The organism is Skermania sp. ID1734, from assembly GCF_007489285.1.
Classification (GTDB): Bacteria; Actinomycetota; Actinomycetes; order Mycobacteriales; family Mycobacteriaceae; genus ID1734.
Genome location: NZ_VLIY01000001.1, coordinates 48,279 through 73,473, shown reverse-complemented (window position 1 = coordinate 73,473; position 25,195 = coordinate 48,279). Strand labels below are relative to the sequence as shown.

The following is a 25,195-nucleotide window of genomic DNA, read 5'->3' as shown; positions in this document are numbered from 1 at the left end:
CCCGAAGCCTCCCTCAGCCGACGTTTTCGCGCAGGTAAGCCAGATCCTCCGCCACTCCTTCGACGGGTGTTTCCAGAATGACCGGCGCGTTCGCACTGCGGCACACCTCGGCGAGGAGTTCCGGGTCGATAGTGCCGTCGGCGAAGTTGGCGTGCCGGTCACGGGCCGAGTTGAATTCGTCGCGCGAACTGTTCAGATGCACGAGGTCGATGCGGCCGGTGATCGCCTTGATCCGGTCCACCACGCCCACCAGGTCCTCACCACCGGCCCACGCGTGGCAGGTGTCCAGGCAGAATCCGGCGCCGAACTCGCCGACCGCGTCCCACAGTCGGGCGATCGCGTCGAAATAGCGCGCCATCGCATGGTCGCCGCCGGCAGTGTTTTCGATGAGGATCGGCACGGGGAAGCCGCCCTTTTCCGCCTGTCGCTCGAACAGCTTGCGCCAGTTGTCGATTCCGGCCTCGATCTCGCCCTGATTGCGCACGTGGCCGCCGTGCACCACCAGTCCGAACGCACCCAGATCGGCGGCGGCCTGAGCCTGCAGCGCAACGGCTTGCCGCGACGGCATCCGCAGCCGGTTGTTCGTGCTGGCCACATTGATCTGGTACGAGGAGTGCACCACCACGTCGATGGGGCTCGCCAGGATCTGCTCGGTTTTGGGATGCGGCTTGGGTTTCTCCCATCCCTGCGGGTCGATGACGAACATCTGAATCAGATCGGCACCCAAGCTTTCGCCGAAGCCGATGGGGTCGTCGTCCGAGCGGGCGTGGGCACCTATGCGCATAGCGCAAAGGGTAGCGAGGCGAACCGACAAACCGAGCCGGTGGCGTCGGCCGGTTTCCCGTCGGACTGGAACGTGTTCTTGTAGTCGTAACACTGAAGCGGTTGTGGAACGATCTAATACACGGCCGTTCGCGATTCAATCGAGGTGGTTTCGATGAGCCTGGGCCTGATCTGCTTCTCGATCTGTGTTCCCTTTGCGGCACCATTGCCGCCCCTTCCGCCGCTGCCACACATCCCGCCGCCGCCGGGATGGCCGTTCCCGTGGCCGCTCTGACGAGCGATCATGGTCGCGGGGTAGCAGCGCACTTGTGCTGACTGACAACTGAATACGCGTCTTCTCCGCCCGGCTGGAGCAACGGCGGGAACTCGTGGAGGATCGGCGGCCGCAAACATCGGGGATATCCCCGATGGCGGTAGTGGCCGGTTATCGACAGGATGGATGGCACCGCACCTCTCGCCTGATGACGAAAGGCCCACATGTCCTCCCATTCACAGCCGAGCCTCGACGTGGCTTCGGCGCCGAGCGCGTCCGCCCCGGTGGCCGCACGGGCAGTCGATCTCTTGAAGACCTACGGCTCCGGCGACACCCAAGTTCGGGCACTCGACGGGGTCTCGGTCGATTTCGCCCGCGGCGAGTTCACGGCGATCATGGGTCCGTCCGGTTCGGGCAAGTCGACGCTGATGCATTGCCTGGCCGGTCTCGACACCGCATCGTCGGGATCCGTGGCGATCGGTGACACCGAGCTGACGTCGCTCGCTGACAAGCAGATGACGGCGCTGCGACGTGATCGCATCGGCTTCGTCTTCCAGGCGTTCAATCTGGTGCCGACGCTGACGGCGCTGGAGAACATTACGCTGCCGCTCGACATCGCCGGGCGCCGGCCCGATCAGGACTGGCTCGACACGGTGATCCGGCGACTGGGGTTGGCCGACCGACTCACACACCGGCCAACGGAACTCTCCGGCGGTCAGCAGCAGCGCGTTGCCTGCGCTCGGGCGCTGGCCGGTCGTCCCGAGATCATCTTCGGGGACGAGCCGACGGGCAACCTCGATTCGACCTCGTCGGCCGAAGTGCTCAACATCCTGCGGGCCGCTGTCGACGAGTTCGGCCAGACGGTCGTGATCGTCACCCACGATCCCCGCGCGGCTGCCTACGCCGATCGGGTGGTGTTTCTGGCTGATGGCCGGATCGTCGACGAGTTGCGCGGGCCGACGGCGGAGTCGGTGCTGGACCGGATGAAAGCGCTCGAAGGTTTATGAGCGCCTCGCCGATGCGCAAGGTCTCCCTGCGCAACCTGGCCGCCCACAAGGTCCGTCTCGTCCTCACGCTGCTGTCGGTGGTGCTCGGCACGGCATTCATTGCTGGCTCGTTCGTCTTCACCGACACCCTGCAGCACACCTTCGACGGCATTTTCGCCGACCAAGCCAAGGGTGTCGACGTGCGGGTGAGCGGCAAGGACGCCCGGTCGAGCGGGGTGCCGCTCGCGGACGTCCAAACGATCGAGAAGGTGCCCGGTGTGCGCGCGGCCGTGCCGGATGTCGCCGGCCCGATCGTGCTGATCGACTCGTCGGGCAAGGCCGTGCAGACCGGTGGCGCGCCTACCGCAGGTCAGTCGTACGTGCCGCCGAACCAGGCGATCGGCGAGCCGCAAACTTTCGTCGCGGGCACGCCGCCGAGCAAGCCCAGCGAGATAGCCCTGAACGAAAGTGGGGCCAAGCGCGCCAATCTCGAGGTCGGCGATCATGCGCAGGTATTGGTGCCGACGCGCGGGTTGTTCCCGGTGACGGTCAGCGGCATCTACAGCATGCCGACGGACACCGGCGGGTTCATCGCCGCGCTCTTCGACGCCAGCCAGGCTCGCGAACTTTTCACCGACGGCCAGCACGCCTCCTGGATCGATGTCGCCGGAAACGGGATTTCGCAACAGGATCTGCGCGACCGCATCGCCAAGGTGCTGCCAACCATGAAGGTGCAGACCGGCGACGAAGTCCGCGACGACATGAAGTCGACCGTCGAGAAGGCGCTGAGCTTCATCAACTACTTCCTGCTGGCGTTCGGCGCGATCGCCCTGGTGGTCGGAACGTTCATCATCTACAACACCTTCTCGATGATCGTGGCGCAGCGGCTGCGGGAACTCGCCTTGCTGCGTGCAGTCGGCGCGAGCCGCCAACAGGTCGCGCGCTCGGTGCTACTGGAGGCGTCGATCGTCGGCCTGGTCGGCAGCGCGGTCGGCGTGGCCGCCGGTGTCGGGTTGGCTTACGGACTGCGCGGCCTGCTCAACGCGTTCAATGTCGGATTGCCGTCCGGCGCGCTGCAAGTGGAGCCGCGCACGATCATCGTCGGACTGGTGGTCGGCGTCGTGGTCACGATGCTCAGCGCGTATGCGCCGGCCCGTCGCGCGGCAAAGATTCCGCCGGTCGAGGCGATGCGGGCGGAGTTCGCGACCGCCGGAGACTCGTTGCGGCTGCGCACCCTGGTGGGCGCGGTACTTGCAGTGATCGGCGTGGTGGTCGTCATTGTCGGTTCGATGTCCACCGGCGGTGGGGCCGCGGCGACAGTCGGCGTCGGGGCGGGTGCGCTGATTTTCGCCGTGCTGTTTGCGGCTCCGGCGTTGGCGCGTCCGCTGATCGGCGCGCTCGGAGCGGTGGTTACGCGACCGTTCGGTCCGATCGGCCAGCTGGCCCGCAACAACGCCGTGCGGAATCCGAAACGCACGGCAGCGACGGCGTTCGCGCTGACGCTGGGGTTGATGCTGGTCTCGGTGATCGCGATGTTCGGGTCCTCGGCCAAGGCCAGCGTGGACACCCTTGTGAACAACGGCGTGGAGGCCGACTTTGTGTTGACCGGCCCGCCGTTGCTCGGGGTGCCGATCCCGGCGGCCCAGGCTGCGGCGCAAGTCTCGGGAGTGCAGACCAGCGCAGCGCTGCATCCGGCTGCGGCGAGACTGGGTGATGAGAATGTGACCGGCACGGCGTTGAGCGGTTCCCTCGACGGCCTGCTGCGGGTGAACATGAATTCGGGCACGGCGACGCTTTCCGGGAACAGCATGCTGGTGTCGCAAACGCAAGCGACGCAACGTAACTGGCACGTCGGCGAGGACGTCACCTTCACGAGCTTCGACAACAAGCCAGTGATCGCGCGCGTCACCGGGATCTACGCCGACAATCAGTTGCTGGGCAACTGGATGGTCGGTGACGGCGTCTACCCCCAGATCACCCCGTCGAACCTGATGACGGACGCGATGGTCTTTCTGAAAGCGAATCCGGGCACCAATCTCGACGGCTTGCGATCGCGGCTGGAGCAGGCCACCGACCCGTTTGCCATCGTCTCGGTGCAGGACCGGGAGCAGTTCAAGGGCGAGCAAGCAAAACAGATCGACACCCTGTTGGCGGTGCTGTACGGGTTGCTGGCGCTGGCCATCGTGATCGCCGTGCTCGGCATCATCAACACGTTGGCGCTGTCGGTGGTCGAGCGGCGTCGCGAGATCGGCATGCTGCGCGCGGTGGGGATGCAGCGCGCGCAGGTGCGTCGGTCGATTTATTTGGAATCGATGCTCATCGCGGTGTTTGGCGCCGCGATCGGGGTGGTGCTCGGGCTGAGTCTCGGGACGGGGTTCATCCGGACCCTGCACGATCGAGGACTGACCGAGATCTCGGTGCCGTGGCTGCAGGTGGTCGCGTTGGTTGTGGGTTCGGCCGTTGTCGGTGTGTTGGCCGCGTTGTGGCCGGCGGTCGGCGCCGCCCGGACCCGGCCGCTCGAGGCGATCGCCGACGTTTAGTTACGGCGGCGGTCGGGGAGAAGCACCAAGCGATCGCCGACGTTCGGCTTGCCGCACCGATAATCTCTGGATATGACAACGGCGTTCGTTCTGTCCGGAGGCGCCAGTCTTGGCGCCGTTGAGGTGGGGATGCTGCAGGCGCTGGCCAGGCGCGACATTCGTCCCGACGTGATCATCGGCACTTCGGCCGGAGCCCTGAACGGCGCCTGGTTGGCCGCGGGCTCGTCGCCTGAGGACCTCGACGAGTTGGCGCAGGTCTGGATCAAGCTGAAGCGGTCGACCGTGTTTCCGGTGGATCCGCTGAACTTGACCGCCGTATTGCTCGGGCGCAGCGACCATTTGGTCTCCGACAGCGGCATCCGCAAACTGCTCAAAGACAATTTGCGGTTCGAGCGGATGGAGGATGCGCCGATACCGCTGCACGTGGTTGTCACCGATGTGCTGACCGGCAAGGACGTGTTGGTGTCGAAAGGCGATGCAATCGATGCGATTTCAGCGAGTGCGGCGATCCCGGGTGTGTTGCCCACGGTGACCATCGACGGCCGGATCTTCATGGACGGCGGTGCGGTGAACAACACCCCGATCACGCACGCGGTCCAGCTCGGCGCCGATCCCATTTGGGTGTTGCCGACGGGGGCACCCTGCGCGCTGACCCGCCAGCCCCGCACCGCGCTCGGGATGGCGTTGCACGGCTTGACGCTGGCCATCAACCATCGGATGGCCAGCGATGTGTCTCGCTTCGAGTCGGTGGTGGATCTGCGCGTCGCCCCACCGCTGTGCCCACTGGAAGTCAACCCGGCCGACTTCAGCCACGCCGAGGAAATGATCGACCGCGCCCGGGTCCAGACCGCCGAGTGGCTGGACGCCGGGCCGGTCCGCGCGGGACAGGCGAATCTGCTTATCCCGCACGGGCACTGACCTCAGTTCTGCAACGCGCGCGCCATTCCCCGTTCCACTGCCGCCACGATCTGCGGGCGCAACTCGGCCGCCGGAATAATCGCGTGCACCGAGCCGACTTCCCGGGCTCGCTCCACGTTGTGCACGGCCTCGAACTCCGCCGCGACCTCACCGAGCTTGTCCGAGCGCACCGCCGACCGCTTGGCCGCCAGTTCGACCCGCAGCCGGGCGCGTTCCGCGCTGTCGACGGTGGCCGCGATCCGCTGCTCGAGGTCACGCACGCCCGGGTCGTCATTGGTGCGCTTGTTGACCTCACGGGAGAACACCACCGCCGCGGCGGGCGCGCCGCCAATCACCGAGGCGAAGGAGCCTTCGACGGCCAGCACTTCCATGTTGTCGTTGAGCGCGCCGGAGAACACCACGAAGGCGCCGCCGTGGTAGCGCGATATCACGCAGAACACGATAGGACCGTCGAAATTGACGATGGCGCGGCCGATTTCGGCGCCGTACTCGAGCTGAATGTTGCGCAGCGATTCCGGTGAGCCGTCGAACCCGGACAGGTTGGCCAGCACCACGACCGGGCGGTTGCCGCTAGCGGCATTGATCGCGCGCGCCGTCTTCTTCGACGACTGCGGGAACAGCGTGCCCGACGTCCAGGTGTCCGGTCCGTCGGCGGGGAACCAGCCCTTGCGCGGGATCGCCCGGGACTCGATGCCGATGACGGTGACCGGCTGACCGGCCAGGTGGGCATCGAAGACCACCGATGTCTCGCCGCCGGCCATGTCGGCCCAGCGTTCCAGCACGCTGTAATCCTGGTCGACCACCGAACGCATGACCGTGCGAATGTCGAACGGCTTCTTGCGTTCCGGGTTCTTCTCGGCGGAGAAGATGTCACCGACGGTGGTGAAGTCGCTCGACGGATGCACGTGCGGGTAGCTGCGCACGTCACGGTCCGCCGGGTCGGTGGTGCGGGCGCGGCGCGGGAACCGCTCGCCCGGTGCCCGGTAGGCGTGGTCGTAGTGCGCGAACAGGATGTCGCAGGCCGCACTCAGATTCGGCGCCCAGTACTGCGCTTCACCGTTGGGGCCCATGACGCGGTCGTAACCACCGATGCCGAAGTTGTCTTCGGCCGAGACGCCGCCGGAGTAGTCCAGCGACTGCTTACCGGTGAGCACCATGGCGCTGTCCGGGGTCATCACGAGGATGCCCTTGTTGTGCATGAGCATGGTGGCTTCGGCGTTCCAATACGGTTGGGCGCCAACGTTGATGCCGGCCACGATGATGTTGATCTCGCCGCCGCCCTGGGTGAAGGTGATGATGCGGCGCAGCGCCCGCGACACCCAGTCCATGTTCTCGGTGCCGCTCTCCATCGAAATGGTGGCGCCGGAGGACAGGGTGAACCACTCGACGGGCAGCCCTTCCGATTCGGCCAGGTCAATCGCCTTGACCACCCGCGAGCACTCGGCTTCGGCCACGGTGCCGAGCGCCTTGATCGGGTCGCCGAACAGCGCGATGCGGGTCATACCTTCGGGGTGGCGCTCAGTCGGGGTGGTCACCTTGCCCACGATCACGCCCGCGGTGTTGCGGCCGTAGGGCCGGTCGACCGGTGCCAGTTCGCCGGATTCGTCGATGTCGAGTTCGGTGAAGCTGCCGCCCTCTCGGGTGAGCAGCGGGATCAACTCGTACGGGTAGACGTTGCCGCGCGACTTCGAGCGCTGCACCTTCTGGGTGTACTCGTCGAGCGGGCGCAGCGGCTCGGTCGGCGGATCGGTGACGGCGAAGCTGATGCCGTCGCTCGAATGGTAGGAGAAGCGCAGCGCCACATCGCGGATCGGTTGGCCCGGTCCGTGGGTGAGCCGGCCGATGAGCGTGATTTCTTCGAGGCCCGCGCCGAGAGTGAGCGGCGCGATGTTGCGGGCGATGATCTCGATGCGGTCGGCCGGCACCTCCATCAGCGGCCAGACGTAGAGCGCAATTCTGTTGTTGTCCAACCGCTTTGCGCCGCGCTGGGTCTGCGCACGGCGGATACCGTCGAGGCAGGCTGCGATCTTGCGCTCGATCGCGGGGACCGTGACGATGTTGTCGTGCTCGTCGCGTTGGGTGGCGACGTCGCGGACCTCCGACAGGGCGATGAACCGCTCGTCGGCCGGATTGTTCTTGGCCACCGAGTGATAGAGGTAGATGTCGCTCGGCGCGGGCAGGCGGGTGCCGTCGAAGTTCTTCAACCGCCACAGGTCGAGACGTTGCCCGGTGAGCGGGTGCATGTTGCGGATGATCAGGTCCTCGCTCAGGCCCTCGTCCGTGCGCCGGAAGGTGACCTGGCGAATATCGCCACCGTGCTCGGCGAGGATGGCTACGGAAATCCGTCGCCAGGTTTCCGATTGCGGGTGGGCGGACAATTCGCTGCGCAACCGCTCGGACAGTTCGTCGTCGTCGGTGGGGGCGTCGGGCCAGGTGATGTAGACGTCGACGAGCAGGTCGGGCACGTCGGGCCCGGTGACGTCGGCGACCGTGTCCAGCGTCGCCGTGAGGTCGGCGTAGTCGGACACCGTGGAGACGAGGTTCACGCGCTCACCGGCGAGCTGGAAGGTGGCGGTCACCAGATGGGTGCCGTCGCGGTCGAACGCCTTGACGTCTTCGAGCTTGTGAATCCGGTAGTACTGCCGGGTGATCACTTCCAGTAACGGATGCGGTTCGCCGACCCGCTGCGCGAGCATCGCGGTCAACGGCTCCGGTGCGTCGACGAGCGCTTCGATCCGGCTGGCGTAGTCCGGTGCGTCCGGCTGCTGCGCGAGGTAGACGAGGCTGCCGCGGACCCGGTCGTACACGTCCTCGCGGGCCTTGCGGATGGTCGGCTCATCGAAGACCCGGAATCGCAGGTTGCGGGCCACGTCGCCGATCAGCGGGTAGCGCAGCTGGGTGGCCAGGATCAGCCGGTCGAGCACCTCGGGTAATTCTGCGACGGAGGCCATGTTGGCGTTCGCGTTGGCCAGCCAGCGTTCGAGCTGACCCGCGATGACGGGCACCTGGTTGTCCATCCGGGCCAGGGCCAGGTACAGGCGGTAGACCGCTTCTTCGAGTTCCGGCGTGCGGTCCAGGGAGGTGACGTCATAGTGCCGCAGCGCTCGGGCCAACCGGGCGCGGAACGGTTCGGGCAGCCCCTGCACGTCGACGTCGAGGGACTGCAGGAACGAGTGGAAGTGTTCCCGGGGGCTATGCACCGGGTCCGCTTCCTCGCCTTCACCCACGGCGGGACGGTTGCGGGACAGTTCGCAGATGTCGGCGAACGTGGTCAGCACCGCGAGTTCGGCCTGGATGACCTCGTCGTCGTCCTCGGCCAGTTGCCGACGCAGCTCGTCGTACTCCTCGAGCAGGCTCCGCGCGCGGGCGCCACTGACGTCGAAGCCGGTGATGAGGGCGCTCATGTCGTCGAGACGGTCGAACGCGTCGCTGCGCGGGTCTGCGTGGCTCGTTTCCGCGGGCGGGAAGACGACGCGCGGCGTCGCGACGGCGGTTTTCGTTGCGGCCTCGGCGTCGGTCTTGTCGACGCGCAGCAGCGGAGCGCCGGCGTCGACTTGAGAGTTGACGACCGCCGAAATCTCGCGAACCCGCCCCGCGTAGGGCGCGCGAACCGCGGTCTCCATCTTCATCGATTCCAGCACCACCAGCGTGGCGCCGGCCTCCACCTCATCGCCCACCGCGACCGGGACAGCGACCACCACGGCAGGCGCGGGCGCGCGAACCATGCCGGCCTCGTCCTGGCTGACCTGGTGGCTGATTCCGTCGACCTCGACGAGGAACCCGGTCGGACCCGCGACACACACGACCTGGTGCGTCCGGTTGCCGATCGCGTACCGGCTTTCGAACTCACCCAAGCGGTCCACGCTGACTTCGAGTTCGCCGCAGTCGCCGCTGACCTGGTAGCGGTGCGGGCCGACCTGCCCGACCATCAACTTGTACGACTGATTCTGGTACGAGAGTTCTACTTTTCGGCCGATCGCGTGGTTGGCGCGAGGACGGCCGCCACGCGCCGACGACAAGAACGCCGTGCGCTCGTGCGCCTCCTCGGTGTCGTAGCTGTCGACCGCGGCCGCCAGTAGGGCGACATCGGCGACCTTGCTCGGTCCCGAGGCGGTGCCGGCGCCGGTGCGGTCTAGCCATCCGGTGTCGGCCTCACCGGAGATCAACTCCGGGCGGTCGAGCAGGTTCAACAGGAAGGACTTGGTGGTGGTGCCCCCATCGAGGACCACGGTGGTTTCCCTCAGCGCGGTCCGCAACCGGGCAAGGGCCTCGTTGCGGTCGCGTCCCCAGGCGATGATCTTGGCGACCATCGAGTCGTAGTCGGGTGGAATGACGTCGCCCTGGGCGATGCCGCTGTCCACGCGCAGGCCGGAGCCGAGCGGGAACTTCAGGTACTGCACGGTGCCGGGCGCCGGCGCGAATCCGTTGTCGGCATCCTCGGCGTTGAGTCGCGCCTCGATCGCGTGGCCGAACTCGCCGGGGCAGTCACCCTCGAGCTTGCCCCCGTTGGCCACGTGGATCTGCAGCTTGACCAGGTCCAGGCCGGTGGTCGCCTCGGTGATCGGGTGCTCGACCTGCAGGCGGGTGTTCACTTCGAGGAAGGTGAAGAGCTGCTGGTCGGGCTGGTAGAGGTATTCGACCGTGGCGGCGCCGCAGTAGCCCGCGGCTCGGACGAGGTCGGCGGAGACCTGCCGAAGGTGATCGGCTTGGTCCTTGCGCATCACCGGAGACGACGATTCCTCGATCACCTTCTGGTTCTTGCGCTGGATCGAACAGTCACGAACACCGGGTGCCCATACGTTGCCGTAGCCGTCGGCGATGACCTGAACTTCGACGTGCCGGGCGTCGGTGACCAGTCGTTCGATGAAGACCACCGGGTCACCGAAGGAGCGTTCGGCCTCGCCCTGAGTGCGTTCGAGCGCGAGTTCCAGCTCGTCCTCGGCGTAGACCTTGCGGATGCCGCGGCCGCCGCCGCCACTGCGCGCCTTGATGATCAGCGGGTAGCCGATTGCCTGTGCGTGCCGGCGCGCGTCCGCGCGCGTTTCCACCGGGCCGCCCGACCACGGCGCGACCGGGACGCCGACCTTTTCGGCGAGCAACTTGGCTTCGACCTTGTCGCCGAGCAGCCGCATAGCCTTCGATGACGGGCCGATGAAGGTGATGTCGAGAGACGCGCACAAGTCGGCGAAGGCGGGATCTTCGGCAACGAATCCCCAGCCGACCCAGACGGCGTCGGCCTGGGCTTCGATCAGCGCGCGTCGCAGCTCGGCGTGGTTGAGGTACGGGTTGACCGATCCGACGCGCCGGAGGATGACGCCCTCGTCGGCTTGGCGGACGAACATGGCCCGGCGCTCAGCGTCGGTATGTAGCGCGATGATGCGGATTCCGTAGTCATGCTCGGCGTTAAGTTCTCGTACCGCGCGAATGAGGCGCACTGCCGCCTCACCGCGGTTCACTACTGCAATCCGCTTGAACATCGTCTCGCTGCCCGTCCTTACATACGCGATATCGCGATCTGCGGCGGTGTGGTTACCGCCCTGCGTGCGCCTGTTTGGTCAAGCGCGAGGGGGTCGCCTGTCGATCAACAGACGTGGCCCGTATTCGAGTGTGTCATCCGCCACTTGCTCTCGGAACCTCACTTGGGTGTTGTGTCGCGTCACCCATCGCTGTCAGCGAGGAGTTTCCGGTGCGGCTGACCTCGCCCGGCGCAGGCCGGGAGAGTGCGTTGGCTCACAGAGTGCAGCATCGCGAGGCTCCGTGTCATATCGAAGTATGTGTGAACTCGGTTCCTACTCTTGGGTATTGGTAATTGCGGCCTTGAATATCTGCTCTGACCAGCTTTTTTTCGGCGACCAGGCAAGTTTGTGATTTCCTGCACTTTCACTTCCTACCCGCCAGTAGTGTTGCGGCGGAAGACTTTTCGATCATGGTTCGCTCAGGCGGACCTTCGTTTGCCGAGCACAACTAGGCGCAGCGCCGCCTTCAGCTGGTTTGTGGTTTCCGCCCAAACGCGTGCTTCGCCTTCGCAGGCAGATGCTTCCTCGTGATCACCGCGGTCGAACGCTTCCGTCGCCAGCTGTTGCCAGGCGGCTTCCTGCTGGGCACAGATCCGCAGGCATCGCAGGATGGCGCGCCGATCGTCGTTGCAGATTGCGGCGACTTGGGCAGGGTCCAGCGGGCAGTCGCTCGACTGGAGCTGCAGCAGGCAAGTCAGTTCGGTCGGCAATTCCTCGGAGTCGGTTTCACCGCCGAGGCGTTGAACGAGTTCGTCTGCCTCCTCACTCATGAACTGTGCCCATTTGGTCATCGCCGCAGCGAGGTTGCACGCGGCAAACGCGGTCGCCTCCATCCGTAGCGACGCGATCACCGAGTCCTCGAACCGGACCAGCGTGACGTCGCGTGAGCGCGGCCGGTCCTCAGCGATGATTGCCGCGGTGCGCGCGGCGTCGACGATGTGCTCGGCCAGCGTCGTGCAGAATTCGACCGTAGGCGCGTGCTCGAGCACCTTGAGCCAGCAATCCCTTCCACCCAGCTCGAAGTGAATGCAGCCACATTCGGCCTTGACGAGCGGCGCGCGGACCAGCTCTCCCAGCGCCGCGTCGACGAGCGACTGCAGGTGCGCGCGGTCGATGGGTTCGATAGCCAGATGCGTCACCGGCTCGATCGGGCTATCCGCCGGTTCGAGAAAGCTCGGATGCGGAACCTGCCAGACCTCCCGGAGCGCCCGAACCACGAGCGCCGCGAGCTTGTCCGGTTCGCGCCGGCTCACCTCCAGCACGAGGTTGCCGGACGCCCGCTGACGCCAGCCGAGCGCATGCAACGCCTCCCGTCGCGCTTGATTGCGCTCGGGCACGGTGAAGTGGAAGTCCCATGGCACCTCGCAGCGCAGCCGCCCGTTCTTTGCCACTCGAAGCTGCGGCGGATTCGAGGCCTCCCATTCCGCGGCCGGATCATCCCACGGTCCGAGTGGGACCGACTCACCGCGCGGAATCTGAAGCAACCGGTCGGCAAGCGCCGAACGAAACTTCGCCCAAGCCCTATCGATCGCCGCATCGAAATCGAACGCTTCCGACATCGTCCACCCCTGTCTGCTCCAGTCCGCCACACCGGGAGATCGCCCCCACTGCGAGACGTTAGAGGAGACCTCCGACAGGTTTCGCAGCCGCGATTTTGTCGGGACTGATCGGTAGGCTGCCTTGCATGGCCGCAACGCTTGCTGAACTCGAGGCTCGAGTCGCCGCTCTGGAAGCGGAGCGAGCTGACTACAAAGCCGTACTGGCATCGATCAATGTGCTGAGTCAGCAAACGCGCGAGCGGTTCGACATCATGGACCAGCGCACGGACAACATGTCGAATCGGCTCGACGGCCGTGTCGACAGTCTCGGGTCAAAGCTCGACGAGACGAACGCCCGCGTCCGCTCGATCGAGGAGAGCGTCGCCGAAGTCAAGGACCTTCTGATCCGAGCCCTCGACAAAAAGTAACCGGCCCTCACATTCCGGCCGCCGCCTCCAACAGCCGCAGTTCGACATCGAGCTTGTCGAGAATCCGCTGCGGATCCGGCACCGCCTTGCGGCAGGCGGTCAGGCCGAAGCTGATCTGGTAGTGATTGCTCGTGCAGGTGATGTTCAACGCCTGACCGGGCAGCGGAATCGACAGCGGGTGCACTTCCTCGAGCAGCGCGCCGTTCCAGTAGAGCGGCCGGTCGGGCCCCGGCACGTTCGAGATCACCACATTGAACGGCGGTCGCGGCAGGATGTCGCGTCCCAGCAGCACACCGGGTGCCAAGGCAGCGATGCCAAGCGCGCTGGTCACCAGCAACTGGACTGGCCCACGACCAGCGATCACCTCCTTGCCTTGGTTCATGCAGCCGTGCACCTTGGCCAGCCGCGCCCGCGGGTTGTCAAGGTTGGTGCCGAGATTGCACATGACGACGCCAAGCTTGTTGCCACCCGCCTCCTGATCGGTGCGTTCCCGCAGCGACACCGGCACCATCGCGACTAGGGAGGCGTCGGGCAGTTCGCCCGAATCTTCCAGGTACCCGCGCAACGCGCCCGAGCACATGGCCAGCACCACGTCGTTCACCGTGCAATCGGTGGCTTTGGCGACCAGGCGCAGTCGCTCCAGCGGCCAGGAGTGGGCGGCAAACGCGCGCTCGGTTGAAATGTCCTGATTGAACGGGGTTTTCGGCGCTGAGATCGACAGCGGTCCGCCGCGCCCGAACGCCGCTCGGGTTACGGTGTCGGCGACTGCCGGCAAGATCTTGGCGCTGTCGACCAGCGTGTTGGCCATGGCTCCCAGGCCCGGTAGCGCCGCCTTCGCGCGCTTGGCGGCTGTGGCTATCGGCTCCCACGGCGCCGGCATGTCGTGGCGATCGGGGTTTTCGCACAACGCGCGCCGCAACAGCGCGATCGCAGAGGTGCCGTCGGCGAGCGAGTGATGGATCTTCGCGTAAATGGCGAATCGGTCATGCGCGAGGCCATCGATGAAATGCATTTCCCACAGCGGGCGCTCACGGTCGAGTGGCGCCGCATGCAGTTGCGAGCAGAGTTCGAAGAGTTCGGTGCTGCCAGCTCCCGGCGCGAGCGTGTGGCGCTGGACGTGCTCCGTGACGTCGGCGGTCGCGTGGTCGTGCCACGCGAGGAGTCCGGCGGTTGCTGCTGATCGTCGCGCGGTGCGCCGCAGGAAATCGCCGATCTGATTGCGACACACGGCCGCATCGAGTGCGCGGTGGACTTCCGCGAAGGTCCCGGAATCGGGTGGACTGAAGATCAATAGTCCACCGACATGCATTGGGTGGGTGGGTGATTCGGCGAGTTGAAACAACAGATCGGTCGGTGAGAGCAGTGGCGCCACGGTGAGAACCTCCAGGGTCTCCATCAAAGACACGCAATTGCTTTGTAAAGGTCACTGCGTGCCTTCTGTTTTCGTTTAGCCCACGGCGTCTTTGCCGCAACCTCGCGCTCGTCAGCGCTCCAGGCGGGCGGGCCGGAATACTCGGTGCGCTTCCCCGATGAGGCGCATCCGATACCCATCTTGTCTAGCACTGGTCTACTGACGAGGCAACCGCTCAGGACCGATCTGATTGGCGCAGAACCACTTCGATTGAATGCACAACTAGCTCATATGTCGCTGCGCACGGTGTGTACCGCGGCGACTGACATCTGTGCGATTTCCTCGATCAGGTCCTCCCGCGAGACCGGGAGCTTGCCGTCGAGCCAGCTGGTGACGGCCTGCGCCGTGCCGGAAACGATCACAAGCGCGGCCAGTTGCAGCCGGTCGCGCTGCGCCTGGGTGCTGTCGCTGTCGGCCAGCAGCAGGTCGGTGAGCAGTCGGGCAAGGGTGTGCTCGGCGCCGCCGACGGTCTCCTTGAGCAGTTCGCTGCCGATCAGTTCCGTAAAGAAGCGCGCCTTGCGCGGGTCGTCGGTGAGCACCGTGATGACCCAGCCGACGCCGTTGCGCGCGCGATCGACGAGTTCCGATGCGGAGTCCGATAGTGAGTCGAGGACCCCGCTGTTGATCTCCGTAATCAGCCGTTCGGCCAACGCTTCGAAGAGGGCGTCGCGGGTGCGGAAGCTTTCGTAAAAGTACCGCTTGGTCAGCCCGGCCTGTCGGCTCACCGCCTCGATGGTCGTTGTCGCCATTCCGGCGCTGCTGACGATGTCCAGGCAAGCATCGAGCAACTGATTGCGGCGGAGCTCTCGCCGTTCCTCGGCGCTGACGCCGCGAAAGGGGCGCACGACGTGGGGCACCCATATATCTTGACACGCCGCCGTGCCAACTTTAGATTATTGGCACGATCGAGTTCCTACTACGTGGGTCAGGGGCTGCGATGCCAAGCCTTGTCACCATGCCGCGATCACTCGCAGCGCGTATCGCCACGTTCAATCTGAGCAAGCCGTATCCGATCACGATTCCCCGACCCAACGGACCGTCCAAGCGTTGGGGCCAGTCACCAACCGCATTGGTGCAGCGTCACGTTCGCGTGGTGGACGTCATCCGCGAGACCGACGATGCGGTCACGCTGGAACTCGAAACGACAGACGGGCGGCCTGTCGAGTTCCGGGCAGGGCAGTACCTTACGCACTGCTTCGACATCGGTGGCGTCACCATCAAACGGGCGTATTCGATCTGCGATGCCGAGGGGGACCGTCTGGCGTGCACGGTCAAGTCGATCGACGGCGGCGAGGTCTCCGGCTTCGTGCACCGCGGTGTGGCCGTCGGGTACGAGTACACCGTGTTGGGGCCGTCTGGGGATTTTGCTCTGCCGCAGGATGATTCGGTTCCGCTGGCGTTCCTGGCGGCCGGTAGTGGAATCACCCCGGTGATCAGCATGATCGAGACGGCGCTTCGACGGTCACCGTCTCGGGACATCTCGTTGGTGTATGCCTCGCGGCGGCAAACCGAAATCATCTTCGCTCGCCGCCTGCAGGCGTTGGTTGCCAAGCACCCGCAGTTGCGCGTTGTGCACGTGCTGTCTCAGCCGGAGCCGGGCTGGTCGGGGGAGCGGGGCCGACTCACCGGCCAGCGCGCCGCGGCGCTGCTGGCGCCAGAACGAAGCACGGAGGTATTCCTCTGCGGGCCAATGGAATTGATGGACGCAACCGCGGCGGCGCTACCCATCGAGCCGGACCGCATTCATCGCGAACGGTTTTACGCCGCCCCGCAGCACACCTGCACCGTGCCCACTGAACCGCAGGCACTGGAGTTCCGAGCGTCGGGCCGAAAGGTCACCCAGCGGCCGGGCGAAACGATTCTCGACGCCGGCCTGCGCAGCGGACTGCGACTCGACTTCAGTTGCACGGTCGGCGGTTGCGCCGCCTGCAAGATCCGGGTGATCCGTGGCGCGGTGACGATCGATGAACCGAACTGCCTGAGTGATCAAGAACGCGCCGACGGCTACATCCTCAGCTGTTCGGCCTACGCCCAAGAGAGCGCCGTCCTCGACGCCTGAGTGAAGGAGGCGCGTCATGCGCAATCCGGTGAAAGCCCCGGTCGACACCATGCTGCGTGGACTGCCGATCAAGGCGCAGAACGAGATTCACAAGACCCTCGACAACGTCGGCACGATGCTGTCGGTGCAGAACCCGAAAGTTGCGGCCTCCATGGCGCCTTCGGCGATGCGGGGAATGGTGCTCGGCGAAGGCAAGCATGGCGATCACGTGGACATGAAGGCCCACCACAGCGCGCACTACACGCTGAGCTACCAGGGCGACTTCGTCGAGATGTACGAGCTGTACCGGCGAGCGGTGTCGAAGCAGTGGGATGGTGACGGCGATCTGCCGTGGGGGCTCGATGTTTCGCCCGACAATCCGGATGCGCAAATCTTGCCGCGCAGCTTCGTGCCGTTCGATGCCGTCGAGGGGTTCGGGGTCAAGCTGACTGCGTTGGAGGAGCGTCGGCTGACCTGGGACGTGGCCGCATGGATGCTCAGCCAGTTCATGCACGGCGAGCAGGGTGCGTTGTACGCGGCCGCGCAGGTCACCGAGTGTGTGCAGTGGATGGACGGAAAGCTGTATGGCGCAACACAGGTGATGGACGAAGGTCGTCACCTCGAGGTTTTCCTGCGTTACCTCGATACCAAGCTGGAGAAGATCTACACGGTCAACGACAACTTGTTCATCATCATCGACGACCTGATGACCGATGGTCGCTGGGACATCAAATTCCTTGGCATGCAGATTATGATCGAAGGGCTCGCGCTCGGTGCGTTCACGACGATGTTCCAGCAGACCCGCGAGCCGCTGCTGAAACAGTTGCTCAAGATGGTGATTCAGGACGAGGCTCGGCACGTGCATTACGGCGTGCTGGCGTTGCGAGAGCACATCACCAAGAACATTTCGGAGCGGGAACGGCGCGAGCGCGAGGACTGGGCTTACGAGGTCGCGCTGCTCATGCGCAACCGATTCAAGATGCGGGAAGTATATGAAGAATGGTTCTCGCACAAGGTGTCTCTGAAGACGTGGGATGAAGAGATGATGCGCTCGCCGAGCATGCTGAAGTTCCGCAGCATCATGTTCGAGCGACTGATTCCGAATCTCGAATACATCGGCTTGATGAGCGACCGGATCAAGGATCATTACGAAAAGTCCGGGCTGACCCAGTATTTGGGCGGCAAGAATGCCACTCAGCTCACCGAGGACGATTTGACGGTCGAGTCCGACGATGACGAGTTGCCCGCAGAGGTGCGGGAGTTGGCGGGGTAGCCTGCGAGGTGCAAACGATTCGTGGGTCGGAGGCTCCTATGTCGCAGGTTCGGGTGCACAACTTTGCCGTGTCGCTGGACGGTTTCAGCACGGGGGAGGGCCAATCACTCGACGCGCCCTTCGGCCACGCTGGTGGGCGGCTGATGGAGTGGTTCTTTCACACACGCACGTTTCGCGACATGCACGAAGAAGGGGGTGGCGGCACTGGCGTCGACAATGCGCTGGCCTCGAACTGGGGTCCCGGAATCGGTGCGGAGATTATGGGCCGCAACAAGTTCGGCCCGCAGCGTGGGCCGTGGGAGGATCACGACTGGGCCGGCTGGTGGGGTGATAATCCGCCGTTCCACACGCCGGTGTTCGTGTTGACTCATCACCCGCGGTCCTCAGTCGAGATGAAGGGCGGCACCACGTTTCACTTCATCGACGCCTCGCCGCAGGAGGCGCTGGAGCAGGCGCGGGAGGCGGCCGGCGGGTTGGACGTGCGCATCGGCGGGGGTCCGAGCACTGTCCGGGAGTTCCTTGCGGCCGACCTGATCGATCATCTGCACGTCGTCGTTGTGCCGATCGTGCTGGGGCGCGGGGTGCGGTTGTGGGATGGCCTCGAGGGGCTGGAGCAGCGGTTTTCCGTCGAGTCGGTGACCACGCCGAGCGGGGTTACGCACGTGACGTTCACGCGCTGAGTGGTCAGCTGCGTGACCAGAACGCTGCGCTTTCCGCAGGCAGTGCCTCAACCATCCATATTCGCGTGATGCGTCCGTCGACGACGTCGATCAAGTGCGCCGCGTGGTTGTGCAACTTTCGCTCGCCGCGCTCGGCGTGTACCTCGACCATCGCCATCACCCGCCCCGGCTCGATCGGCGTCAGTTGAGTGATATCGAGACGGAGATTGGCAGACGGCACGTCCATCGCCGCGACGCGGCTGATGTATTCCGTACCGAGTACGACGTCCACGCCGCCTTCAGGGTTCGTGATGGCACACTGAGCCACCGGGTCCAGCAGTTCCCGCATCGTGTCGAGATCGGGTGTGGCGAATGCTTCGATGAAGCGGCGGGCTACCAGCTCGGCTGGAGTTGGCATGGCGCTTCCTTTCATGAACCAAACGCGTCCGCAGAGGCGAGGACTTCAGAACTCCCGCTAACCATGCCCGCCGACGTATACACCCTGTGACCACACGAGGCGGCCAGTCTGTAGCGCGCGGTCTATACATCGGTCGAGTCGATCTTTCGTTGGCGCTGTGAGGCGCTTTTGGTTGAATACCGCCAAGGTTTCACGCATCACGGCCTCGCGATCCTCCAGTCCGCGACGACAAACATGGGACATCGCGTTGATGATCTCTTCCGGGGCGATCTCGTGGAGCGGTCGGACGATTCCTTCTGGCGTCGTCCGAAAGCCTCTCCAGTCAGCTGGATCCAGTTCTGACGGCCACACGAAATCGCCGAACTCTCCGCGCCGAATCAACTCACTTGGAATGAGTGTGCGTACAAACGCCTGCCGGCTATCGCTCGCGCGGTTCCAACCGAAACGGCGAACGACAGATCTGGCCAGCCGATCTACTGCAATCGGACCTTCGGCCTCGATCGCCTGCCGTATGCCCTCCTCGATCTGGCGACGCACGAGGCGCGAATTGATACGGTCCAGATCGTCGCGTGCACCGAGGAGATCCGAGGGCGCTTCCTGGAATGGCGTGCCTCGACCATGCCAGTCTCGTTGCGGCTGCACCGCAGTACCTTCGAGTCGTTCGACGCTTGCTGTCGCGACATCGCGAACGAGCACGTGTTCAGGTTCCGGCGTCAGGAGCTGTGAATAGTCATCAGCCTGTGCATCGGGGACCGCCTCGCTGATGGTCAGCGCCGGTGTGCGAGGGTCAGCGTCGTTGGTGTCAGGGGTTTCGTATTCTTGTTCTTTCTGCGTCTCAGCAGCACTCGCTGCACGCTCTGCGGCGAGCTGGTGTTCCCTTGCCTCAGCTTGTTGCACAGCTTCGTCGATTCGGTCAAGTACCCGATCAGAATGGTCGAGCCAGCCCGGCAGCCAAACTCGAACAACGCTGGCCCACTTCATAAGTGGTTCCAGTAAGTGTGGCGTCAGATCGCGGTCGGCGACGGTCGGACGCTCGCCCCAGCGCGGGCCATCCGTCATGACGGCGACCTGCCAGCGGGACGATTCCGGCCTCTTGACGGCGATGTCGACGACGAAGTCGGAAAGTCCATAGTCCCTTGCTACTTCATATCCGCGCCGCTGGAGAGCTCGTGCGATCGCCTCGTGAATACCGTCGGGCTCCGGCTGTTTACTCGACGCCTCATGTGTGAGGCCACCTCGCTGTGCCGCCTCTAGATATGTTCGCAAGTGCGCCATACCGATCGACCGGGTGCGGGTGAGATCGATGTCCGCAGGGTCGAACGACGAGTAAACGACAACCTTGCGCCGAGCCCGTGTGACAGCGACGTTGAGACGCTTTTCGCCGCCGGTTCGGGTGAGTGGCCCGAAGTTAAGTGGCAACTTGGGATCAGCTGGCCGCTTCGAGAAGGCGGTGCTGAACAAGGCAACATCGCGTTCATCGCCTTGTACGTTCTCAAGGTTCTTTACGAAGATGCCGTTCTCGGCATCCGGACGGAGCAGATCGGAAACTTTTGTGTTGCCGGCACTTTCGAGGAGATTGAGAATCAGTTCTTGCTGCGGTTGATTGAAAGTCACCACTCCGATGCTCTCCGACCGCAATACCGGATCCGCAACTCGACGTTCAATTTCGGCAACGATGGCTTCTGCCTCGACGCGGTTCGTGCGGTAGTCGCGCCGGCGGTCTTCACGATTGAAATGCCCGTTGACTCGATGCCACTCGATCCCAACGTTGGGGTCACCGCCGGGTGAAGGTAGACTGGCTAGCCGGTTTTCGTAGTAGTGATGGTTGGAGAAAGCGATCAACGCCTCATCCTGGCTGCGGTAATGCCAGGAGAGCCAGATCCTCGGAACCTGCGACTCGACACATTCAGTGAGGATGCTATCGAGGTCCTCAGGAACGACTTCGGTCGATTCATCGTCGTCACTGTCGTCGGATAGAGACACCTGGCCGATAGCCGTCGGCGGCATTTGCTGGGAATCGCCGACGATAACGGTCGATCGGCCCCGTCCAATGGCACCGATCGCCTGCGCAACAGTGATCTGTGAGGCCTCGTCAAACACGACAAGATCGAACTGCGCGGATCCTGGCGGCACGAACTGAGCCAGCGACGATGGGCTGACAAAGAAGCACGGTGTGGCTTCGAGAATCTCGTCGGCATATTGCTCCATGAGATTGCGAAAGGTCAGACCACCGCGCTTAGCCTCCAGCAGTCGACGTAGCGTGCCGGACTTGCCTTTGAACGCGCCAGGACGGAAGGTTCGGCGCGCCAAGAGCTGTGCCGGAAGAGCGGCGTGTTGCTCGGTCCGCAATGTCTCCGCAGCGGAGACAAAGTCGTCGATCTCTCCGATCCGGAGTTCGGCATCGAACGAGTCCAGGGCGTTAGCTCTTCGGCGCTCCTCGACGGAGGCGGCCGCGATGCCGCGAAGAAACGCGGTCTCCCCATCGGCGGCGGAAATACTTCCGGACATGAGCCCGTACGCAAATTCGGTCAATCCGGCTGAGCGGAGAGTGCTCAGGTAGTTCATTGCGCTCGACCAGCGCAATGCTGTCTCCATCCCCGTCCGATCGGCATCGTCTGTCCACGCCGGCAGGTCGCGGAGGCAGGCATCGAACCAATGCGCACCGCGCTGCCAGTGTGGAAGCTGATCCTCATCGGTTTGTAGAGCTCCAAGCCACGCACGCCACGCGGTGGTCAGACCCGCAAGGGCGTTGCCTGCAGGTGCCGTAATGGGGCCATGCCTACGAAGCGTCGCCCACTCGGACACGTGCGTTATTGTGAATTTTGCCGTCGCATTTATGTAGTCAAGTGCCGGCTCGAGTAACTGCATGGAATTAGGCGCCAGCGGATCCCACATGGGCGACGCGAACGGGCCGAACAGTTGCGCCATTCGGTGCTTGACATGGATGGCCTGAGCTCTCGCTCCGGGTATCGAGCGTAAGAGCGGTAGAGCTTCCTCGGGAGTGAGACTTACTCCCGGAAGCAAGGCAGGCGCCAACTGGCTCGAAAATCGTTCACTGCGCTTCTTTTTGCCGATCAGTCCGTGCGAGGCTGCGATCGCCTCCTGCACCAGCGCGTCACTATTGCCGTAAGTTATGAAGTGGGAATTGAATACGGAATAGAGCGACCGGCAGTGATCACGTAGCTGTCGTACTTCTGCGCCGAGAGTCTCGAAATCGGTTTGCCAGCGCGCTGATTCGAAGTGGCGCAACGTCCCTGCTTCAATAACTGGCCAGTTGGCTTCCCGCTTGGCTTGAACAAGCATCGCATCGACTTGCTCTGGCGTCCTCAACTCATGGACGATTGCGATCGCCTGTCGGTCCGATGATACGGCGGCGACCGCGTTGCTCAGCGCCCTGCATGCCGTGACCAGGCCTGGCGCATCGGTTACGTTCACGCGTCCGACGATCAGCCACGGGCTGTCTGGTCGCAGGTCTAAAGATTTTGCGACACGGCCGAATTGGCGTAGCGATTCGCGGATTTGATCAGGCGGAATCGCGGGCGCCTTTACGTAGGACGGCGGTACAGGTGCTTGCAAGCGGTCATCGTCCGTGAGCGCTGCCGCGGCCGCCCACAACGAAAATCCAAGTGGGTTCTTCGAATGGATCTTTTCGGGATATGTTTCCAGCGCAGCGTACCGAGATTTATAGTCCGCAAGCTTCGTCTCCCAGGCATAGGCCGCATAGCGGGCCTGGTGGTCCATGGCCTCTTTGAGCTGCGCCCGAATCTCGCTTGGGGTCTGATTCTTACCGTGCAAATCGAGCGTGAAGTTGGCAAGCCCGATCTTTGAGAGGCGACGTTTGACCACTTCGAGTGCGGCCTGCTTTTCCGCCACAAAGAGCACTGTTTTGCGTTGCTTGAGCGCGTAGGCGATCAGATTTGTGATCGTCTGTGATTTACCGGTTCCTGGAGGTCCTTCGAGGACAAAGGTGTGCCCGGCCGCAGCAAGTGCCACCGCGCGCAACTGCGAACCGTCCGCACTGATTGGTACAACCACTTCAGATTCTTGAACTTCGATTTCGTCGAGGCTCTCGGCCGCCTGCATCTGCGGGTCGATAAAGCTCTCGCCCGGGCGGAATGTCAGGTGCTCAACGAGTGGATTCTGGCTCAGCACATCCCAATGCTGGTGCAGGTCCTGCCACATTCCAAAGGTGCTGAACTGGCAGATAGCAATAGTTGCGATCTCGTCGATCCGAAAATCGAGAGAACTGGCCAGCAACGCCTTTCGGATCCCGCGCAGTGCGCTCTCGATGTCGATACCCGACTCATCGAGTGGCGGTGACTCCAACTCAGGGACGGACACGTTGTGCTTGACGCGTAGCCACTCCACTAGGCAGTAGTTCGGCGTCGCAACGGTCGCCGTGTCTACCAAGATTTGAAACCTGCTCCGGCCAGTACCACCGACAATTCGTATCGGTAAGAGAAACAGCGGTGCCCGGGCGTCACGACCTGTAGACGTGCGGTGAATCAACGCGCCCAGCGTCAGATACAAGTTGGAGCTGCCGGTCTCTTCAAATAGTGTCCGTGCTGTGCGCTGCAGGCCTTTTAGTCGCGTTGGGTACCGCTCTTCGCTGACCGAGGCGAACATCGTGTGGTCTTTGATGAGGTAGTTGAGCAGGGAGACACCATCGATATCGCGCGCTGACCTTGCTCCTTGCAGCGCGTGTAAGGACCCGACATCGTCGACAGCAGCGATGCTGATCGACTTCTCTGCGTGGATCAAGTTGTCGAGATGGCTCAAGCCATCCGGAGGCACTAGCAGTTCAATGACCTGGGCGGATTCCCGGAGATTCAGAAGCCGGTTGCGGGTGCTCAGGTCGAGGAGTGCACGCTTCCACTTGCGAACTCGGAGCGGTGCGTTGTCGCTGTTGTCGAGTACGGCATCGTCGGACGCGGCAGCTGTCAGAAACGTGGGCACCGCAAGTCGGTCAGCGGTGATTTGAGCGGGCACGCCTTCACTACCACTGCTTGCTATTTCGGCGTCGTCCGTAGTGGGAAGCGGGCGAACGCCGTCGCGTCGCGCGGCGGATATATCGATCACCGCGCGAAGGTTCTCGGGTTCGAGCATATGGCGAGCACCTGTCGCTACGGCCGCGGAAAATGTGCCGGCGCTGTCTGTTTCGTAGTAGATCGCCTCGACCGGTATTGCGCTCTTGGACTCGACAAGGTTGATCAATGAATTCGGCTCGGTCATCGATGTGTGCAGCAGGGCTGCATCTTCACGCATGAATCCCGCGAACGCGTGAGTCTTGGTGAGCCAGACCAACGGACGTAAACCGGCCGCCTCCAGGCACGCTGCGTAGGTGACTGATAGGTCGATGCAGGTTCCGAGGCGGCTGTCGAGGACCTCAGCGGTGGTGCGAACCTTCTGACCGGTGTCTTCGAACGACGGTGGAGGGGAAACGTATCGGATGTCGTGCGTGCGGAGCGACTCATATATTGCTGCGGCGATGTAGGCGGCGCGCTCCGGACCGGACTGATAACCGCCAATCGACGAGTCGCCAGTTTGTGTGCGTAGTAAGTCTGATGCGGTCGCCAGAACTCCCTGTACCGCGCGGGTATTGGGCTGGACAAAGGCCGCCAACGAGTCATAGAAAACAGGAGCGTTGAACCATTCGTTATGGGCGAGGATTTCTATCGGAACGACTAGGCGGACCGCCTGTCCCCAGAGGCGCGTAACGGTGACGACGATGTTCGCCGGCCTGCTTTCGTTAAGCGCGCTCAGCAAACTCAGGTCGGGAAGAACGGTCTGCAGATTGGACCAGCTCGCCGATTCGCCGGCTGCAAGCTCGCCGTCGTAGGTTTCTCGCCAGCATGGCGCCAATTCCTCGGTCCCGGCCCGCAGTTCGACAGACACCGTCGTGTCGACCGCAGATCTGTCCGAGGTGTTGGTGACGGTCAGGCGCTCGATCAACGGGACTCTGTTGTGCGCCAGGGCCAGGTTGACGGCGCGCTGCGCGAGGAGCTCGATCCGGATGCCGTCTTCCGCAGCAGTGAAGAGCTGCCACGCGGTGTTGCTTGCCACGAATCCCCCCGCCGATGAGAAAGCCTTCCAACAATAAATTGCACGATGTTCCGGCGGTGTTACTGACCGGACGCCTAAGCCGGATGTAAGTCGCCGCTGCGGCGCCAGCCAGCGTCGGTGGTCTCAGCCGGGCTGTCGTGTCCTCGGCTAAACACATTAGGCGTGTCCTCGGCTAAACACATTAGGGGAGCACGCAGACACGTGGCGTATTTCGGCAGACTGTAGCCAAACCGAAGCATGTGGCGTGAGTATGCAACTCTGCGCGCGGGACGGTGGTCCGGCGCGCACGCGTTTCGCCGACACGTTTTGGGAGTCTCGTCATAGCCTTCCCAGTCAGGAGCCGTGCCGGTATCGTGCGGATAGTTCTGGTC

Annotated in this window: 14 protein-coding genes; 7 read left to right on the top strand and 7 right to left on the bottom strand. The window is 63.9% G+C overall.

Translation table 11 applies throughout. The features are described 5' to 3' along the window. Positions 1 to 13: 13 nt before the first annotated feature. Complete coding sequence (locus FOS14_RS00190; protein WP_143768236.1) at positions 14 to 784, bottom strand: deoxyribonuclease IV; 771 nt, start codon at positions 782 to 784, stop codon at positions 14 to 16. A 476-nt stretch (positions 785 to 1,260) separates the two neighbouring features. Between FOS14_RS00190 and FOS14_RS00185 the strand changes: the two genes are divergently transcribed. The 3 genes from FOS14_RS00185 to FOS14_RS00175 all read left to right on the top strand — a co-directional run bounded on the left by FOS14_RS00185 (position 1,261) and on the right by FOS14_RS00175 (position 5,480). Next, on the top strand, positions 1,261 to 2,043 hold the full coding sequence (locus FOS14_RS00185) for an ABC transporter ATP-binding protein (RefSeq protein ID WP_143768234.1): 783 nt from the start codon (positions 1,261 to 1,263) through the stop codon (positions 2,041 to 2,043). Further along, positions 2,040 to 4,562 (top strand): ABC transporter permease, encoded by a 2,523-nt coding sequence (locus tag FOS14_RS00180; protein ID WP_255449934.1) that lies wholly within the window; start codon positions 2,040 to 2,042, stop codon positions 4,560 to 4,562. Before FOS14_RS00185 ends, FOS14_RS00180 begins: the two co-directional genes overlap by 4 nt. A gap of 72 nt (positions 4,563 to 4,634) precedes the next feature. Next, positions 4,635 to 5,480: a patatin-like phospholipase family protein gene (locus FOS14_RS00175; protein WP_143768232.1), complete on the top strand. Its 846-nt coding sequence runs from the start codon at positions 4,635 to 4,637 to the stop codon at positions 5,478 to 5,480. 2 nt (positions 5,481 to 5,482) lie between these two features. Here the strand turns inward: FOS14_RS00175 and FOS14_RS00170 are convergent, their stop codons facing one another. Beyond that, complete coding sequence (locus tag FOS14_RS00170; protein WP_143768230.1) at positions 5,483 to 10,957, bottom strand: carboxyl transferase domain-containing protein; 5,475 nt, start codon at positions 10,955 to 10,957, stop codon at positions 5,483 to 5,485. Positions 10,958 to 11,415: 458 nt separating this feature from the next. Next, positions 11,416 to 12,555: a hypothetical protein gene (locus FOS14_RS00165; RefSeq protein ID WP_143768228.1), complete on the bottom strand. Its 1,140-nt coding sequence runs from the start codon at positions 12,553 to 12,555 to the stop codon at positions 11,416 to 11,418. 125 nt (positions 12,556 to 12,680) lie between these two features. Here FOS14_RS00165 and FOS14_RS00160 point away from each other — a divergent pair, with 125 nt between their 5' ends. Beyond that, positions 12,681 to 12,962: a hypothetical protein gene (locus FOS14_RS00160; protein WP_143768225.1), complete on the top strand. Its 282-nt coding sequence runs from the start codon at positions 12,681 to 12,683 to the stop codon at positions 12,960 to 12,962. A 7-nt stretch (positions 12,963 to 12,969) separates the two neighbouring features. On the opposite strand, the gene FOS14_RS00155 is transcribed toward FOS14_RS00160, so the two are convergent. Together FOS14_RS00155 and FOS14_RS00150 are read right to left on the bottom strand one after the other, a co-directional pair. Then, the gene (locus tag FOS14_RS00155; RefSeq protein WP_143768223.1) at positions 12,970 to 14,358 is read right to left on the bottom strand and encodes a wax ester/triacylglycerol synthase family O-acyltransferase; all 1,389 of its coding nucleotides are present in this window, start codon (positions 14,356 to 14,358) and stop codon (positions 12,970 to 12,972) included. A gap of 242 nt (positions 14,359 to 14,600) precedes the next feature. Then, complete coding sequence (locus tag FOS14_RS00150; RefSeq protein WP_143768221.1) at positions 14,601 to 15,230, bottom strand: TetR/AcrR family transcriptional regulator; 630 nt, start codon at positions 15,228 to 15,230, stop codon at positions 14,601 to 14,603. Positions 15,231 to 15,328: 98 nt separating this feature from the next. Between FOS14_RS00150 and FOS14_RS00145 the strand changes: the two genes are divergently transcribed. From FOS14_RS00145 to FOS14_RS00135, 3 genes are read left to right on the top strand one after another with little or no spacing between them, the layout of a single operon-like run. Next, positions 15,329 to 16,432, top strand: a complete 1,104-nt coding sequence (locus tag FOS14_RS00145; protein WP_185981545.1) for a ferredoxin--NADP reductase — start codon at positions 15,329 to 15,331, stop codon at positions 16,430 to 16,432. 16 nt (positions 16,433 to 16,448) lie between these two features. Continuing rightward, the gene (locus FOS14_RS00140) at positions 16,449 to 17,684 is read left to right on the top strand and encodes a ferritin-like domain-containing protein (protein WP_143768218.1); all 1,236 of its coding nucleotides are present in this window, start codon (positions 16,449 to 16,451) and stop codon (positions 17,682 to 17,684) included. 38 nt (positions 17,685 to 17,722) lie between these two features. Continuing rightward, positions 17,723 to 18,364: a dihydrofolate reductase family protein gene (locus FOS14_RS00135; RefSeq protein ID WP_143768216.1), complete on the top strand. Its 642-nt coding sequence runs from the start codon at positions 17,723 to 17,725 to the stop codon at positions 18,362 to 18,364. Between the two features lie 4 nt (positions 18,365 to 18,368). On the opposite strand, the gene FOS14_RS00130 is transcribed toward FOS14_RS00135, so the two are convergent. Both FOS14_RS00130 and FOS14_RS00125 read right to left on the bottom strand, forming a co-directional pair. After that, a complete protein-coding gene (locus tag FOS14_RS00130; RefSeq protein WP_143768214.1) occupies positions 18,369 to 18,761 on the bottom strand; it encodes a nuclear transport factor 2 family protein in 393 nt (130 codons plus the stop codon). Between the two features lie 57 nt (positions 18,762 to 18,818). After that, positions 18,819 to 24,824: a DUF4011 domain-containing protein gene (locus tag FOS14_RS00125; protein ID WP_143768213.1), complete on the bottom strand. Its 6,006-nt coding sequence runs from the start codon at positions 24,822 to 24,824 to the stop codon at positions 18,819 to 18,821. Between the last annotated feature and the right edge of the window lie 371 nt (positions 24,825 to 25,195).